This is a genomic window from Bradyrhizobium sp. 170 (assembly GCF_023101085.1).
Classification (GTDB): Bacteria; Pseudomonadota; Alphaproteobacteria; order Rhizobiales; family Xanthobacteraceae; genus Bradyrhizobium.
In genome coordinates this window covers 7,356,957-7,371,929 of the sequence record NZ_CP064703.1, presented here as the reverse complement: position 1 = coordinate 7,371,929, position 14,973 = coordinate 7,356,957, and the positions used below count along the sequence as shown (strand labels likewise).

The window sequence follows — 14,973 nt, the reverse complement described above, 5'->3', positions numbered from 1 at the left end:
TACTTGCCGCCCGGCGGGGTCTGTACCTGCGGCTGGACCATGGATTCGCTCACGCAGGAAAACCGGAGGGTTCGCATGTTGAAATCAGCTATCAAGCTCGCAACGCTGGCACTGTTTTCAGTGGCTCTGATCGCATCGCCGCCATCCGTTCCGGCCTTTGCCGCAGGCGGCGGTGGAGGCGGCGGCGGCGGCGGTGATCCGCCTTCGGCCAGCCCGCCGCCGCCCGACACCAGGTCCGCTCCCAGGTCGAGCTCCAAATCCAAAAAGAAGCCCACCAAACAGTCGAGCGCCGACGATGCCTCCTTCCGGCAAGGATACCGTGCGGCTCACGCGACGATCTACGAGCGCAACGATTATGCTGCCGCCATCGATCAGCTCAAGGCGCTCGGCCGCGACGACAACGCCGGCGTCGCCAACCTGATCGGCTATTCCTATCGCAAGCTCGGCGATTACAGGCTGTCGCAGACCTGGTACGAGCGCGCGCTGAAGGCGGACCCGAACCACGTGCTGACCTGGCAGTATTACGGCCTGTGGCAGATCGAGCAGGGCAATCGCGATCAGGCGTCGTATCATCTGACCCGCATCGCGGCGATTTGCGGCACGGGATGCGAGGAATATCGCTCGCTGGCCGCGGCGCTCGAAAAGCCGCCCGGCACCGGACTCGTTTATTGAGCGTTGCGATCGAGCAGGGGGCGCGCCCTCTGACGCGCTCGCCCTGATCGAAGGCATAGCGTTTTCGAGCGAAGTGGGTGCCGGTTCGCGTGAAGAAAACGCGTCAAAACAAGAATCTGGAGCTTCGGTTCTGATGCAATCAGAACCGATAATGCTCTAGGCCTGCGGCCGCGGTGCGTCCGGCGCGGCAGCCGGCATGGCGCGGGTGCGGAAATAGTCCAGCACGAAGAGACGGATCGCCGAGGACAGATTGCCCTGCTGGCGGTTGCTGTCGATCTCGCCGACCAGCTCGGACAAGGTCATGTTCCGCAGCCCCGAGATTTCCTTCATGCCGTTCCAGAACGCCTCTTCGAGGCTGACACTGGTCTTGTGGCCGGCGACCACGATCGAGCGCTTGACGACGGGTGACTTCATGACGCGTCTCCGTCATCGAGCTTGTGCTGGTCCAAAAGATCGCCGGCGCGATCCTTGCGATGTTCATCGAGAGCGCGTTCGGCCTTGGTCCGACCGAAGCGCGCACGGTTGGCGTCGGCCTGCCTTGCCGATTGTTCCCGTTCGTTACGCTTCTTGAATCGCTTCAGGTTGATCACGTCTGCCATGTTCGCCTCCATCATCCGGCGACTCGAAGGCATGATAATTCATTGGCTGGAAAAAAATCGTGTCGTGCGCTGGCAAATTGAATGGTCATTCGGAATCCCCGTGTAGCGCTCTTTGATAGCATCAAAAAATATATTTCGCTCTGCGAAAACCGAATAATTCCTGCTCCTACCATGCGTCAACGCAACCGCGATAGATGATCAACCTCATTCTTCAGGTATGATCCATAATTCATACTTCTCACCCGTAGTTTCCCGGGGGCACTCAGCCCGGGTGTGTCATTTTGTCCGGCTGCACCAGACGTTCGAATTCGGCGGCGTTGACAAATCCGAGGCGCACAGCCTCTTCCTTCAATGTTGTTCCGCGCGCGTGCGCCGATTTGGCGACCTTCGCCGCGTTGTCGTATCCGATCTTGGGAGCCAGCGCGGTGACCAGCATCAGCGAGCGCTCCATCAAATCGCGAATTCGCTTTTCATCGGCGCGTATGCCCACCACGCAATGTTCGGTGAACGAGCGCGCCGCGTCCGACAGCAGTTGAATGGAATGCATCATACAATATGCCAGCACGGGCTTGTAAACATTCAATTCGAAATGTCCCTGGCTGCCGGCAACGGTGACAGCTGTCTGGTTGCCGAACACCTGACAGCAGACCATGGTCATCGCTTCGCACTGGGTCGGGTTGACCTTGCCGGGCATGATCGACGAGCCCGGTTCGTTTTCCGGCAAAATCAATTCGCCGAGACCGGAACGCGGGCCCGAGCCCAGCAGGCGAATGTCGTTGGCGATCTTGAACAGGCCGGTCGCCACCGAATTGATCACGCCATGCACCATGACATAGGCGTCGTTGGAAGCCAGCGCCTCGAATTTGTTTGGCGCGCTGGTGAAGGGCAGTTTTGTGATTTTCGCGACGTGCCTGGCAAACAGTTTTGCAAATCTCGGTTTCGAGTTGAGGCCGGTGCCGACAGCAGTTCCGCCTTGCGCCAGCGGGAACAAATCCTTCACCGCGATGCGCAGCCGCGCCACGCCGCTCTCGACCTGCGCAGCATAGCCCGAGAATTCCTGTCCGAGCGTCAGCGGCGTTGCGTCCTGGGTGTGGGTTCGCCCGATCTTGACGATTTTTGCGAACGCCTTTTCCTTCTTGCGCAATTCGCGATGCAGCTCGATGAGCGCCGGAATCAGGTCGGCGATGATGCGTCCCGCGGCGGCGATATGCATCGCCGTCGGAAACGAATCGTTCGACGACTGACTCATGTTGACGTGATCGTTGGGATGAACCGGCTCCTTGGCGCCGAGTTTGCCGCCCAGCAACTCGTTGGCGCGGTTGGCGATCACCTCGTTGAGGTTCATGTTGCTCTGGGTGCCGGAGCCGGTCTGCCAGACGACCAGGGGAAAGTGATCGTCGAGCTTGCCTTCGATCACCTCGCGCGCGGCGCGGATGATGGCCCCGGCGCGGCGCGCATCGAGCAAGCCGAGTTCCCGGTTGGTTTGGGCAGAGGCGAGTTTGACGAGGCCGAGCGCATGGACGACCGGCATCGGCATGCGGTCATGGCCGATCTTGAAATTCTGCCGCGAGCGTTCGGTCTGCGCGCCCCAATAGCGGTCGGCGGGAACGTCGATCGGACCGAAGCTGTCGGTCTCACTGCGGGCGGATTTGTTTCCGGATGTTTCTGATCGAGCCATGCGTGATGTCCGTTGCGCCGTGAAGTGGCGGAACGTTTACACTACAGCGTAGCCGATTTTCTCGCGCTTGGATTATTTCTTGCGGAAGCGATCCAGCCGCACCACTTCCGCGCCTTCGCCCGTCTTCGCCGGCTCGTCCTTGCTTTCCGCGGCGGGCTCCGGCGCGGCGACGGGCAGGGCGGACGGAGCGGGGACAGCCGGCAGCTTCGCTGCAGGCGTTTCTGCCGTGGCTTCCGACGGCTCGAATTGCAGGCCGAACTGCACCGAGGGATCGAGAAAACTCTTGATCGCCGCGAACGGCACCACCAGCCGCTCGGGGATGCCGCCGAACGACAGGCCGACCTCGAAACGATCCTCGGTCACCACCAGATCCCAGAACTGATGCTGCAGGATGATCGTCATCTCTTCCGGATATTGCGCCAAAAGCCGCGGCGACAGCTTCACGCCGTCGGCGGTGGACAGGAAGGTGATGAAGAAATGATGCTCGCCCGGCAGGCCGTGTTCGGCGGCGTCGGTCAGCACGCGGCGCAGCACCCCGCGCAGCGCGTCGCGCGCCAGCACGTCATAACGGATATGATCGGTCGCCATGGTCGTCCTGTATGGTCGTCCTGTTACGTTGGATGGCCGCCGGTCTCCCGACTCGCCCCCTTGCCCCATGCTACCCCGGCGGGAGCCGCAGGTCAGCAGGCGTGACGGAGCGAATTTGCGGCAGAACGGCGTCGTCGGCCGGAAATGAAAGAATAAAGTGGAGGCTTCTGTTGCCAGGTGCCTCCGAACCCCGCCTAGCGGAGCTTAACCCACCAGGACTTTAGACTTGGTTTTTCAAACTGCGTTACGCAGCCTGAGCAACCGGAGCATAGTTGTCGTTTGCAACTATTGCATAGCCCGATAACGGCGGAACCATACCGAGAAAAAACTCGCCCTTTACGCCCTCGTCGATCCTGGTTCGCCCCCGCCGAAACCCGCACGAGGGGTGGGCTTGGGTGGAGGCGCCGGGTACTGCCCCCGGGTCCGAATGGTTTATTGCGACGGTCATTTATTTCCATAGCCGGCGAACCGGCACCCCCAATATAGGGTGCAAGTTTGGAGAAAAATAGGGCCGAAGGCGGCTTAACGAGTGGGGAACGCGGGGTAATACTTTCGGTTTGATGTCGCCAAGTTGCGGTTTCGCCACGAATTCGACCATTCCCGAAAATGCGACGGGGCGGGTTTACGTCCCGGCGTGCACGAATTATCGCCACCGGCCGCGCGGATCGCGCTGCTGATCGCCAATCACTCGGGAGGCCGCGGTGCTCCAATCGCGATGGTTGCGATCTGCGGCCCTTTGCCGGGCCTGATTGCAACCTTGAGACTTTGGGTTTTGCTGGCGTTGTCCAAGGAAACTCGCTAGCAAGTTTCCGGGACAAGTATTCAGGTTATCCAAGCAACGGGCTCAAGCCCGCTTTGGGGGAGGAGTATCCATGAACGCCACGCCCGGCCAGGAGCCGGTCAAATCGATCTTGCCGAAATGGGTTCGCGGCCCGCAGGATTTCGTCGGCGGAATAGCCCTGATGGCTATCGCCTTGTTCGCCCTTTGGGCGTCGAGCGATCTGCAAGGCATGCGCGGTTTCTCGTTCGGCGCCGGCACCGCGCCGCGGATGTTCGGATTTCTGCTGCTGGGCCTGGGCGCCGCCATCGCCGTCGTCGGCGTTTTGAGCGAAGGCGCTCACCTTGCGAAATACCACTGGCGGGGCCCTCTGTTCGTGTCGCTGGCGATCCTATCGTTTGCCTTCACGATCCGGCCGATGGGAATGATCTTCGCGGCCATGGCAAGCTTCGTCATCGCGGCATGCGGCACACCGGAAACGCGGTGGGTAGAAACGCTGATCGTCGGCGCCTGCCTGACGGCGTTCTGCAGCCTTTTGTTTCCTTATGCGCTGGGCCTGCCTCTGCAGCTTCTGCCGACTTTCTTGATCCGGTGAGGGCGTGATGGGAGATGTTTTCTCAAACCTTGGCCTCGGCTTCGGTGTCGTTTTCAACCTCGTGCAATGGACGCCCGCATTCCTTGGCGGGACTTCCATTCCGATCCCCGTCAACATTCTGCTGTGCCTGATCGGTGCGCTGGTCGGCACGCTCGTGGGCGTGCTGCCGGGCATCGGTACCATCGCCACGGTGGCCATGTTGCTTCCGATTACGTTTGGCCTGCCGCCGGTGGGCGCGCTGATCATGCTGGCCGGCATCTATTACGGTGCGCAGTATGGCGGCTCGACCACGTCGATCCTGGTCAACATCCCCGGAGAGGCCGGGTCTGTGGTCACCGCGCTCGATGGCTTCCAGATGGCCAAACAGGGCCGCGCCGGTCCGGCGCTGGCGATCGCTGCAATCGGCTCGTTTTTCGCCGGCTGCGTCGCGACCGTTCTGATCGCCGTGCTGGGCGCGCCGCTCACCAAGCTCGCGCTGGCATTCGGGCCTGCCGAATACTTCTCGCTGATGGTGCTCGGCCTGATTTTCGCGGTCGTGCTCGCGAAGGGCTCGGTGCTGAAGGCGATCGCGATGATCGTGTTGGGCCTGCTGCTGTCGATGGTGGGATCCGACATCGAAACCGGCGCATCGCGCATGGCCTTCAACATTCCCGAACTGGCCGACGGTCTCGGCTTCGCCACGGTGGCGATGGGGCTGTTCGGGTTTGCGGAGATCATCCGCAATCTCGATGCCGGCGGCGAAAGCGACCGCCAATTGGTTCAGCAAAAGGTCTCGGGCCTGATGCCGACGGCAAAGGATCTCAAGGATGCGGCGCCCGCGATCGGGCGCGGCACAGTGCTCGGATCGATCCTCGGTATTCTGCCGGGCGGCGGCGCCGTGATCGCATCGTTCGCGGCCTACACGCTCGAAAAGAAGATATCGAAAACACCGCAGAAGTTCGGCCGCGGCGCGATCCAGGGCGTTGCGGCGCCCGAAAGCGCCAACAACGCCGCCGCCCAGACCTCGTTCATCCCGCTCTTGACGCTCGGCATTCCGCCGAACGCGGTGATGGCGCTGATGGTCGGCGCGATGACCATTCACGGCATCGTGCCCGGTCCTCAGGTGATGCAGAAGCAGCCGGAACTCGTCTGGGGCATGATCGCCTCGATGTGGGTCGGCAATTTGATGCTGCTCATCATCAACCTGCCACTGGTCGGCATCTGGGTGCGGCTGCTGCGGGTGCCGTATCGCCTGATGTTCCCGTCCATCGTGATCTTCTGTTCCATCGGCATCTACTCGGTGAACAACGCTCCGGTCGACGTCATGCTCGCCGGTGCGTTCGGGCTGGTCGGCTACTGGCTGATCAAGCACGATTTCGAGCCGGCGCCGTTGCTGCTCGGCATGGTGCTCGGGCCGTTGATGGAAGAGAACCTGCGGCGGGCGCTTCTGATCTCGCGCGGCGACTGGTCAGTGTTCCTGACCCGCCCGTTGTCGGCGGTGCTGATGGCGATTGCTGCGGCCCTGCTTGTGCTTGCGGTACTGCCTTCGTTGCGCAAGAAGCGCGACGAGGTGTTCGTGGAGTCAGAAAACTGACCTGCGTCGGTGCGCCGCAGCCCGAAGTCTGGTCGACTTCGGGCTAATTTTCTATGCCATGGAAAATGCCGGCCGGCGGGTTCGGCGTTGCAACGGATATCGGGAGGTCAAAATGAATTGGTACGGTCGCTCGCTCGCGAGCGGTTTTCTGGCAGTGCTTGCCGGAATGGGCTTGTCTTCTTCGCAGGCTCAGGCTCAGGCCTATCCGACGCGCAGCATCACCATGATCGTGCCGTTCGCGGCTGGCGGTCCGACCGATGTCATCGCGCGCATCGTCACCGGCCATATGGCGCAGACGCTCGGTCAAGCCATCATCATCGAGAACGTCGTCGGCGCCGGCGGCACCACCGCCACCACGCGCGCATCGAAGGCCACCAATGATGGCTATACGTTGATAACAGGGCATATGGGAACACACGCAGCTTCCGTGCCGCTGTACCCCAAGCTCGCCTATCACCCCGAGAAGGATTTCGAGCCGGTCGGCCTGCTCGCCGGCACCCCGATCCTGATCCTGGCGCGGAAGGATTTCCCGCCGAAGGACCTCAAGGAATTCATGACCTATGTGAAAGCGAATGAATCCAAGGTCAACGCGGCGCATGCCGGCGTCGGCTCGGTTTCGAATGTGTCGTGCGAATTGCTGAACTCGATCCTGGGAGTCAAGCCGATCGGCGTTCCCTTCAACGGCACCGGTCCGGCGATGAACGCGCTGGTGGGCGGGCAGGTCGATTACATGTGCGACCAGATCGTCAACGCGGTACCGCAGGTCAACGGCGGCACCATCAAGGCCTATGCCGTGGCGACGGCCGAGCGCAATCCGTCGCTACCCAATGTTCCGACCACCGCCGAGGCCGGGCTGCCGGCCTTCCAGGCCCAGGCGTGGAACGCGATTTTCGCGCCGAAGGGAACGCCCGCGGATGTCGTCGCCAAGCTGAACGCCGCGATCGTCAAGGCGCTGGAAGACGAGGGCGTGCGCAAGCGACTGCTCGATCTCGGCAGTGTGATCCCGGCTCCTGCCGAGCGTACGCCTGCGGCGCTGGGAACTCTGGTGAAGAATGAAATCGCCAAGTGGACGCCGGTGCTCAAAGCGGTGAATTAACCCATACAATCAAGACAATGGGCGAGGGGCGGGACGCAGGTTCCGCCCCTTGTCGTTTGCGCAGGGGATGATCATTTTTCCGGGTATAATCGCTGCGAGGGGCCGAATCGGCGTGTCGATCGGATGTCCCGGCCGCTAAATTCGCCGTCCTGAAAAGGCCTGAAGCACCTGCCATGAACCAGTACCACGATCTGCTTGAACGTATCCTCTCAGACGGCGCGGAAAAGCACGATCGCACCGGCACCGGCACGCTGTCGGTCTTCGGCCACCAGATGCGTTTCAACCTGTCGGCCGGGTTTCCGATGCTGACCACCAAGCGGTTGCCGCTGAAGGCGATCGTGCACGAATTGCTGTGGTTTCTCGCCGGCGACACCAACATCAAATATCTAAAGGACAACGGCGTTTCGATCTGGGATGAATGGGCCGACGAAAACGGCGATCTGGGGCCCGTCTACGGATCGCAGTGGCGTTCGTGGCCGGCGCCGGACGGGCGCAGCATCGACCAGATTTCCAACGTCATCGACATGATCAGGCGCAACCCGGATTCGCGGCGGCTGATCGTGAGCGCCTGGAATCCCGCCGATGTCGACAAGATGGCGCTGCCGCCCTGTCACTGCCTGTTTCAGTTTTACGTCGCGAACGGCAAGCTGTCCTGCCAGCTCTATCAGCGCTCGGCCGACGTGTTCCTCGGCGTGCCCTTCAACATCGCGTCCTATGCGCTGCTGACCATGATGGTCGCGCAGGTAACGGGCCTGAAGCCCGGCGATTTCGTGCACTCGCTCGGCGATGCGCATCTCTACTCCAACCATCTCGAACAGGCGCGGCTGCAACTGACGCGGCCGACGCGTCAATTGCCGGTCATGAAGATCAATCCGGAGGTGAAGGATATCTTCGCGTTCCGTTACGAGGATTTTGCGCTCGAAGGCTACGATCCGCACCCGCATATCAAGGCCGAAGTTGCCGTATGAGTAGCAGCGGTGTGAGCATCTGATGTCCCTTCTGATCCGCCGCGCGCGGCCGGGCGAAGCGGGACTTGTCCTGTCGTTCGTGCGCGAACTCGCCGAATACGAAAAGCTGCTCCACGAAATGGAGGCGACGGAGGCCGACATCGATGCGGCGCTGTTCGGCGCCAATCCGCGATTGTTCTGCGAGATCGCCGAATGGGACGGTGTCCCCGTCGGCTTCGCGGTCTGGTTCGTCAATTTCTCGACCTTCAGCGGCCGCTCCGGGATCTATCTGGAAGATCTGTTCGTTCGCCCCGCACTGCGCGGCAAGGGCATCGGCAAGGCGCTCCTGGTGCATCTCGCCAGGGAATGCGTCGCAAACGGCTGGTCGCGCTTGCAATGGTCGGTGCTGGACTGGAACACGCCGTCGATCGAATTCTACAAATCGCTCGGCGCCGAACTGATGGATGAGTGGACGATTTGCCGGGTCGGCGGTCCTGATCTGACGGCGCTGGCGCAAGGGACGCGGTAATGGAAATCGTTCTCATCGTTGCGGTCGCGGAGAACGGCGTGATCGGGGCAGGTGGCGCCATTCCGTGGCGGCTGAAATCCGACATGCAGCGGTTAAAGGCGATGACGATGGGAAAGCCGATCGTGATGGGCCGCAAGACCTTCGAGTCGTTTCCTCGCCGGCCGCTGCCCGGACGGACCAATATCGTGGTGACGCGCGATGCCGCGTACCGCGCGGCCGGTGCCGTGGTCACCACCTCGTTCGCCGCCGCCAAGGCCATTGCGACCGGCGACGCGCTGCGGCGTTTCGCCACTGAGATCGCCATCATCGGCGGCGCGGAAATCTATGCCCAATGGATGGAAAGCGCGGATCGCCTGGAGATTACCGAGGTGCACGCCCGGCCCGACGGCGATACGCGTTTCCCACCCGTCGATCTAACCGCCTGGGAAGAGGTGGCGCGGGTGCGGAATCCGGCCGGTCCCGACGACAGCGCCGACTTCTCCTATGTGACATTTCGTCGGCGCCAACAGCGTTAACCGCGCTAGCCAATGTTTGCATTGACAATTATGGCGTCAAGCATAGCTGCTTCGTGCCGGAAGCTTGCGTTGTAAGGGACCTAGCGGTCCCCTATAAAGCCGGTCAGATATGCGAGGCTGAGGCATCCCGCCCAACAGGCGGACCCGGGCCCCCCGCAGAGGAGAGTTTATATGCCGTGGAAGAATCAAGGCGGGGGCCCATGGAGCCAGGGTCCCAAGGGACCATGGGGCGGCGGACCGCAATCGGTCGGGCCGAGGCCTCCCGATCTGGAGGACCTTCTGCGGCGCGGCCAGGACAAGCTGCAGGCGCTTCTGCCGGGCGGACATTTCAGCGGCATGGGCATCGCGCTGGTGCTGGTTGGCGCGCTGGCGATCTGGGGATTGTCCGGATTCTTCCGCGTGCAGTCGGAAGAACTCGGCGTCGTGCTGCGCTTCGGCAAGCATGTGCGCACCGTGCAGCCCGGCCTGAACTATCATCTGCCCTATCCGATCGAGACCGTGCTGCTGCCGAAAGCGTTGCGCGTCTCCACCCTCTCGATCGGCATGTCGCTGATTGACGATCCGGCGCGGAGAGGCCGCACCATGCGGGACGTGCCGGAAGAAAGCCTTATGCTAACCGGCGACGAAAACATCGTCGACGTCGACTTCACCGTGTTGTGGCGGATCAAGCCCGACGGCGTCGGCAATTATCTCTTCAACATCCAGAATCCCGAAGGCACCGTGAAGGCGGTGGCCGAAAGCGCGATGCGCGAGGTGATCGGGCGTTCGCAGATCCAGCCGATCCTCACCGGCGCCCGCAACACGACCGAGCAGGCCGTCCACGAGCTGATGCAGAAGACGCTGGATCACTACGGCTCCGGCGTTCAGATCACGCAGGTGCAGATGCAGAAGGTCGACCCGCCCGCGCAGGTGATCGACGCGTTCCGCGACGTGCAGGCCGCGCGCGCCGACTTCGAGCGGCTGCAGAACGAGGCGCAGACCTATGCCAACCGGGTCGTTCCCGACGCGCGCGGTCGCGCCGCGCAGATCCTCCAGGTCGCCGAGGGTTACAAGGAACAGGCGGTCGCCGAGGCCAAGGGCCAGAGCTCGCGATTTACGAAGGTCTATGATGAATACAAGAAGGCGCCCGACGTGACGCGGCAACGAATTTATCTCGAGACGATGGAGCGGATTCTCGGCGGCTCCGAGAAACTGGTCTATGACGGCGGCAACTCCGCACAGAGCATCGTGCCGTATCTGCCGCTCAGCGAACTGACGCCGCGCCGTCCGGCGCCGACGGCTGGCCAGCAGCAGCAGGGAGGCACCCGATGAGGTCTCCGGTTGCAGGTATTGTCACCCTGGTCCTGCTGTTCCTCGCGGTGATCGTGGGCTACAGCTCGATCTTCACGGTGTCGCAGACCGAACAGGCGCTCGTGGTCCGGCTCGGCCGGCCGGTCGATGTCGTGTCGGAGCCGGGCCTTAACTTCAAGGCGCCGTTCATCGACACCGTCATCAGCATCGACAAGCGCATCCTCGATCTGGAAAATCCGTCGCAGGAAGTCATCGCTTCCGACCAGAAGCGGCTCGTCGTCGACGCCTTCGCCCGCTACAGGATCAAGAACCCGCTGCGCTTCTATCAGAGCATCGGCTCGATCCAGGCCGCCAACATCCAGCTCACCACGCTGCTGAACGCGGCGCTGCGCCGCGTGCTGGGCGAGGTCACCTTCATCACTGTGGTGCGCGACGAACGCGAGAACCTGATGACGCGCATCCGCGACTATCTCGACAAGGAGGCCGATCAGTACGGCATTCAGATGGTCGACGTGCGTATCCGCCGCGCCGATCTGCCGGAACAGAACAGCCAGGCGGTCTACAAGCGCATGCAGACCGAACGCGAGCGGGAGGCCCAGGAATTCCGCGCCCAGGGCGGCCAGAAATCGCAGGAGATCCGTTCCAGGGCCGATCGTGAGGCGACCGTCATCGTTGCGGAGGCCAATTCGACCGCCGAGCAGACGCGCGGCGTCGGCGACGCCGAACGCAACCGGCTGTTCGCGGAGGCCTATGGCAGGGATCCGGATTTCTTTGCTTTCTACCGTTCGATGTCGGCCTATGAGACTGGGCTCCGCTCCAACGACACCCGTTTCCTGCTGCGGCCCGACTCCGAGTTCTTCCGCTTCTTCGCCAATCCGTCCGGTCATCCGCCGGTGGCCGCGGCACCGAAGCCTTAGACATCCGGTCGCGATACGCGCGTTACGGCGAAGCGGGCCCGCTTCGCCGGCATAAAAGCAAAAGGCGCTGAATAGCGGGGGGTTGTTTTCCGATGAGGTCCATAGCGTTCGCCGACTTCCTCATCGGTGTGGCCCTGCTTTTAGTGTTCGAGGGCCTGATGTTCGCCGCAAGCCCAGCCTGGATGCGCCGGGCGATGAAGTGCGCGCTGGCAACGCCGGACAACATCCTGCGGATCGTCGGTATCGTCTCGGCGGTCGTCGGCCTGCTCCTGATCTGGTTCGTGCGGCGGTAGGGCTTCACTATCCGGGTGGGCCGAACGACGCGACCCCACCATTGCACCTCGGGAACCGGTCGATTCTCCGGCGTGGAATGGCGCGCCTTAAGTGGCTTTGCGCCTTGAAATGGCGGTGCCCTTGGGGGCACAAATAGCTTTGGCGTCAACGCAATCGTGAGCCGCCTCGGGCCGGTTTTTCGCCGGAATAACAAGCGCAGATGCTTGCGCCTCGGACCCGTTCGGGCGCACTGTGGGCCCAATTCCGACCTTTGGAGACAAGCCGACATGACCGGTGCCAGACCCGCTTTGAGCCGCCGCCTGCGCCTGATGGGGATTGCGATCTCGCTCAGTGCCGCCAGCTTGCTGGCCTCGGTGCCGGCTAGCGCGCGCGGGCCGGACGGCATCGCCGACATTGCCGAAAAGGTGATCGACTCCGTCGTCAATATCTCGACCTCGCAGAACGTCGAGGCCAAAGGCGTCGGCGGCAACAGGGAAGCGATGCCGCAATTGCCGCCGGGCTCGCCGTTCGAAGAGTTCTTCGACGATTTCTTCAAGAACCGTCGCGGCGGCGCCCCCAAGGACGGCGACAAGAGCGGTGAGCTGCAGCGACGCAAGACCAATTCGCTCGGTTCCGGTTTCATCATCGATGCCGCGGGCGTCGTCGTCACTAACAATCACGTCATCGCGGATGCCGACGAGATCAACGTGATCATGAATGACGGCACCAAGATCAAGGCCGAGCTGGTCGGCGTCGACAAGAAGACCGATATCGCGGTGCTGAAGTTCAAGCCGGTGAAGCCGGTGAACGCGGTGAAGTTCGGCGATTCCGACAAGCTGCGGCTTGGCGAATGGGTGATCGCGATCGGCAATCCGTTCAGCCTCGGCGGCTCGGTCACGGCCGGCATCGTGTCGGCGCGCAACCGCGACATCAGCCAGGGGCCGTATGACAGCTACATCCAGACCGATGCATCGATCAATCGCGGCAATTCCGGCGGGCCGCTGTTCAACCTCGAAGGCGAGGTGGTCGGTGTCAACACGCTGATCATTTCGCCGACCGGCGGTTCGATCGGCCTCGGCTTCGCGGTGCCCTCGAAGACGGTGGCGGGCGTGGTCGATCAGCTCCGGCAGTTCGGCGAGCTGCGCCGCGGCTGGCTCGGCGTGCGGATCCAGCAGGTCACCGAGGAGATCGCCGAAAGTCTCAACATCAAGCCCGCCCGCGGCGCGCTGGTTGCGGGCGTCGACGACAAGGGGCCGGCCAAGCCGGCCGGCATCGAGCCCGGTGACGTCGTCGTCAAGTTCGACGGCAAGGACGTCAAGGACCCGAAGGATCTCTCGCGCGTCGTCGCCGACACCGCGGTCGGCAAGGAAGTCGACGTGGTCGTCATCCGCAAGGGCAAGGAGGAAAGCCGCAAGGTCACGCTCGGACGCCTCGAGGATACCGAAAAGGTGCAGCAGGCCGCCGCCAAGACCAAGGAAGACCCGGTCGAGAAGCCGGTGACGCAAAAGGCGCTCGGCCTCGATCTCGCCGCGCTGAGCAAGGACCTGCGCACGAAGTACAAGATCAAGGACAGCGTCAAGGGCGTGATCGTCACCGGTGTCGATGGCAACTCCGACGCCGCCGAAAAGCGGCTCTCCGCCGGCGACGTCATCGTCGAGGTGGCGCAGGAAGCGGTCACTAACGCCGCCGACATCAAGAAGCGCGTCGATCAACTCAAGAAGGACGGCAAGAAGTCGGTGCTGCTGCTGGTTTCGAACGGCGAAGGCGAGTTGCGCTTCGTCGCGCTGAGCGTGCAGTAACGACCCGTCATACTCCGCGAAGGCGGAGTATCCAGTACGCCGCGGCCTTTCGGTCCTATCGCTGACGTCTCTGGAATACTGGATCACCCGCCTTCGCGGGTGATGACAGTTGTCCCCAACGCCTCGCGCCGATACCCCTTGAGCATACGAATGCCTCACGTGAGCGAGACCACGGCCAGAAAGTGGATTGGTTCAAGCCGAAGCTTCGATCGCTTGACTTCAGGTATCTTGCTGTAGTGCTGCAGCCAAAGTTCAAGAAAACGGTCGAGATCGACCAGTTCGATGTGAACGGCGCCATTGCCGGCTTCGCGACGCGCCTCTCTTGAGAAGCCGCCGGAAGAAACAAACAGGCCAATTTCCCGATCGACCCGTATGATGCCTCGAAGTGCGGCGACATCCTCACGCGAAGCAGTCTGGTCTCGATGTTTTACCTGAACCCGGATGTGCGGCGTCTGCGCGCCCAACGGATCGATATAGGCAAGGATGTCCGTCCCTCCATCCGAGCCTGGTTTTGAGACCGTGCTTGTGGCGTATCCCATTCCTTCAAGCAGCGCCGCTACGAGGTTCTGGAATTCGTAGCCCGAGAGGGTGTCGAGATAGGTGTCGATTTCCTCGCGGGCCTTTTCCTTGGCATCTTCGAACAGAACCGAAGTGTCGAGTGGCGGCGTTTCGTCGACAGCGTTTGCAGTTCCAGCGTCAGTCTTTGCCTTCTGATGGCTCCAACGCCATTCGCGGTAGCGGGATCGCATCAGCCGCTTGAGTTCGTAATCCGGCAGGGTCACAAACTTCTGGCCTTCGTCCGTCACCCGCCACCGTCCGTCTGACTTGATGAGCAACACGGCTTTCGTCGCTGCGACAGAGTGGAAATGCAGGGTGGCTCGCCACCGGGGCAGCCCCGACCCCTTCATCGTCTCCTTGTCGAAATCATCCAGGGGCAGCTTTGATTGGATCTCTGCGTAGATGTCGCGTGGGCGCATGCCGTCCGGGTGAGCCCTTAGAAGTCCAAGCACGAATTTTATGAATGAAACGCCACGATCAACCGTCTTAGGTTGGCTCATTGCGACCTCTTAAGATGCTCATTTGTGCAAGCTACTTAAGGTTGCTCATCGTCGCAATAGGTTCAC

Annotated in this window: 16 protein-coding genes and 1 other RNA gene; 11 read left to right on the top strand and 6 right to left on the bottom strand. The window is 62.1% G+C overall.

All coding sequences use genetic code 11. The features are described from left to right. Positions 1–75 precede the first annotated feature (75 nt). On the top strand, positions 76–672 hold the full coding sequence (locus IVB05_RS34400; RefSeq protein WP_247780424.1) for a tetratricopeptide repeat protein: 597 nt from the start codon (positions 76–78) through the stop codon (positions 670–672). A gap of 156 nt (positions 673–828) precedes the next feature. Here IVB05_RS34400 and IVB05_RS34395 read toward each other — a convergent pair whose 3' ends face one another. The 5 genes from IVB05_RS34395 to ssrA form a co-directional block, all read right to left on the bottom strand. Further along, entirely contained in the window at positions 829–1,086 is a 258-nt protein-coding gene (locus IVB05_RS34395; protein ID WP_028350320.1) for a ribbon-helix-helix domain-containing protein, read from the bottom strand. Beyond that, entirely contained in the window at positions 1,083–1,271 is a 189-nt protein-coding gene (locus IVB05_RS34390; RefSeq protein ID WP_247780423.1) for a DUF4169 family protein, read from the bottom strand. Before IVB05_RS34390 ends, IVB05_RS34395 begins: the two co-directional genes overlap by 4 nt. A gap of 262 nt (positions 1,272–1,533) precedes the next feature. Continuing rightward, entirely contained in the window at positions 1,534–2,949 is a 1,416-nt protein-coding gene (gene fumC / locus IVB05_RS34385) for a class II fumarate hydratase (RefSeq protein WP_247780422.1), read from the bottom strand. A gap of 72 nt (positions 2,950–3,021) precedes the next feature. Continuing rightward, the gene (locus tag IVB05_RS34380) at positions 3,022–3,537 is read right to left on the bottom strand and encodes a ClpXP protease specificity-enhancing factor SspB (RefSeq protein WP_247780421.1); all 516 of its coding nucleotides are present in this window, start codon (positions 3,535–3,537) and stop codon (positions 3,022–3,024) included. Positions 3,538–3,693: 156 nt separating this feature from the next. After that, positions 3,694–4,049: a transfer-messenger RNA gene (ssrA, locus tag IVB05_RS34375) on the bottom strand. A gap of 360 nt (positions 4,050–4,409) precedes the next feature. On the opposite strand from ssrA, the gene IVB05_RS34370 reads away from it, so the two are divergent. The 10 genes from IVB05_RS34370 to IVB05_RS34325 all read left to right on the top strand — a co-directional run bounded on the left by IVB05_RS34370 (position 4,410) and on the right by IVB05_RS34325 (position 13,849). Continuing rightward, positions 4,410–4,910, top strand: a complete 501-nt coding sequence (locus IVB05_RS34370; protein WP_247780420.1) for a tripartite tricarboxylate transporter TctB family protein — start codon at positions 4,410–4,412, stop codon at positions 4,908–4,910. Between the two features lie 7 nt (positions 4,911–4,917). Next, on the top strand, positions 4,918–6,483 hold the full coding sequence (locus tag IVB05_RS34365) for a tripartite tricarboxylate transporter permease (RefSeq protein WP_247780419.1): 1,566 nt from the start codon (positions 4,918–4,920) through the stop codon (positions 6,481–6,483). Between the two features lie 112 nt (positions 6,484–6,595). Continuing rightward, positions 6,596–7,579 (top strand): tripartite tricarboxylate transporter substrate binding protein BugD, encoded by a 984-nt coding sequence (locus IVB05_RS34360; protein WP_247780418.1) that lies wholly within the window; start codon positions 6,596–6,598, stop codon positions 7,577–7,579. Between the two features lie 173 nt (positions 7,580–7,752). After that, positions 7,753–8,547 carry a thymidylate synthase gene (locus tag IVB05_RS34355; protein ID WP_247780417.1) on the top strand — a complete coding sequence of 265 codons (795 nt, stop codon included), beginning with the start codon at positions 7,753–7,755 and terminating at the stop codon, positions 8,545–8,547. Between the two features lie 22 nt (positions 8,548–8,569). After that, the gene (locus tag IVB05_RS34350) at positions 8,570–9,055 is read left to right on the top strand and encodes a GNAT family N-acetyltransferase (RefSeq protein ID WP_247780416.1); all 486 of its coding nucleotides are present in this window, start codon (positions 8,570–8,572) and stop codon (positions 9,053–9,055) included. Continuing rightward, on the top strand, positions 9,055–9,570 hold the full coding sequence (locus IVB05_RS34345) for a dihydrofolate reductase (protein WP_247780415.1): 516 nt from the start codon (positions 9,055–9,057) through the stop codon (positions 9,568–9,570). Before IVB05_RS34350 ends, IVB05_RS34345 begins: the two co-directional genes overlap by 1 nt. A 171-nt stretch (positions 9,571–9,741) precedes the next feature. Further along, positions 9,742–10,881, top strand: coding sequence for an FtsH protease activity modulator HflK (gene hflK / locus IVB05_RS34340; RefSeq protein WP_247780414.1), 1,140 nt, complete (start codon positions 9,742–9,744; stop codon positions 10,879–10,881). Continuing rightward, the gene (locus IVB05_RS34335; RefSeq protein ID WP_247780413.1) at positions 10,878–11,777 is read left to right on the top strand and encodes a protease modulator HflC; all 900 of its coding nucleotides are present in this window, start codon (positions 10,878–10,880) and stop codon (positions 11,775–11,777) included. Before hflK ends, IVB05_RS34335 begins: the two co-directional genes overlap by 4 nt. Before the next feature lie 92 nt (positions 11,778–11,869). Further along, the gene (locus IVB05_RS34330; RefSeq protein WP_247780412.1) at positions 11,870–12,070 is read left to right on the top strand and encodes a DUF2065 domain-containing protein; all 201 of its coding nucleotides are present in this window, start codon (positions 11,870–11,872) and stop codon (positions 12,068–12,070) included. A gap of 267 nt (positions 12,071–12,337) precedes the next feature. After that, complete coding sequence (locus tag IVB05_RS34325; protein WP_247780411.1) at positions 12,338–13,849, top strand: Do family serine endopeptidase; 1,512 nt, start codon at positions 12,338–12,340, stop codon at positions 13,847–13,849. A 155-nt stretch (positions 13,850–14,004) separates the two neighbouring features. On the opposite strand, the gene IVB05_RS34320 is transcribed toward IVB05_RS34325, so the two are convergent. After that, complete coding sequence (locus IVB05_RS34320) at positions 14,005–14,907, bottom strand: restriction endonuclease (protein ID WP_247780410.1); 903 nt, start codon at positions 14,905–14,907, stop codon at positions 14,005–14,007. Between the last annotated feature and the right edge of the window lie 66 nt (positions 14,908–14,973).

Excerpts from the sequence above, each read along its gene's own strand:
- IVB05_RS34330 (WP_247780412.1), top strand. The coding sequence starts at position 11,870 with ATGAGGTCCATAGCGTTCGCCGACTTCCTCATCGGTGTGGCCCTGCTT.
- IVB05_RS34320 (WP_247780410.1), bottom strand. The coding sequence starts at position 14,907 with ATGAGCCAACCTAAGACGGTTGATCGTGGCGTTTCATTCATAAAATTC.
- IVB05_RS34325 (WP_247780411.1), top strand. The coding sequence starts at position 12,338 with ATGACCGGTGCCAGACCCGCTTTGAGCCGCCGCCTGCGCCTGATGGGG.
- fumC (WP_247780422.1), bottom strand. The coding sequence starts at position 2,949 with ATGGCTCGATCAGAAACATCCGGAAACAAATCCGCCCGCAGTGAGACC.
- IVB05_RS34345 (WP_247780415.1), top strand. The coding sequence starts at position 9,055 with ATGGAAATCGTTCTCATCGTTGCGGTCGCGGAGAACGGCGTGATCGGG.
- IVB05_RS34365 (WP_247780419.1), top strand. The coding sequence starts at position 4,918 with ATGGGAGATGTTTTCTCAAACCTTGGCCTCGGCTTCGGTGTCGTTTTC.
- IVB05_RS34370 (WP_247780420.1), top strand. The coding sequence starts at position 4,410 with ATGAACGCCACGCCCGGCCAGGAGCCGGTCAAATCGATCTTGCCGAAA.
- IVB05_RS34355 (WP_247780417.1), top strand. The coding sequence starts at position 7,753 with ATGAACCAGTACCACGATCTGCTTGAACGTATCCTCTCAGACGGCGCG.
- IVB05_RS34400 (WP_247780424.1), top strand. The coding sequence starts at position 76 with ATGTTGAAATCAGCTATCAAGCTCGCAACGCTGGCACTGTTTTCAGTG.
- IVB05_RS34390 (WP_247780423.1), bottom strand. The coding sequence starts at position 1,271 with ATGGCAGACGTGATCAACCTGAAGCGATTCAAGAAGCGTAACGAACGG.
- IVB05_RS34360 (WP_247780418.1), top strand. The coding sequence starts at position 6,596 with ATGAATTGGTACGGTCGCTCGCTCGCGAGCGGTTTTCTGGCAGTGCTT.
- IVB05_RS34350 (WP_247780416.1), top strand. The coding sequence starts at position 8,570 with ATGTCCCTTCTGATCCGCCGCGCGCGGCCGGGCGAAGCGGGACTTGTC.
- IVB05_RS34395 (WP_028350320.1), bottom strand. The coding sequence starts at position 1,086 with ATGAAGTCACCCGTCGTCAAGCGCTCGATCGTGGTCGCCGGCCACAAG.
- IVB05_RS34335 (WP_247780413.1), top strand. The coding sequence starts at position 10,878 with ATGAGGTCTCCGGTTGCAGGTATTGTCACCCTGGTCCTGCTGTTCCTC.
- hflK (WP_247780414.1), top strand. The coding sequence starts at position 9,742 with ATGCCGTGGAAGAATCAAGGCGGGGGCCCATGGAGCCAGGGTCCCAAG.
- IVB05_RS34380 (WP_247780421.1), bottom strand. The coding sequence starts at position 3,537 with ATGGCGACCGATCATATCCGTTATGACGTGCTGGCGCGCGACGCGCTG.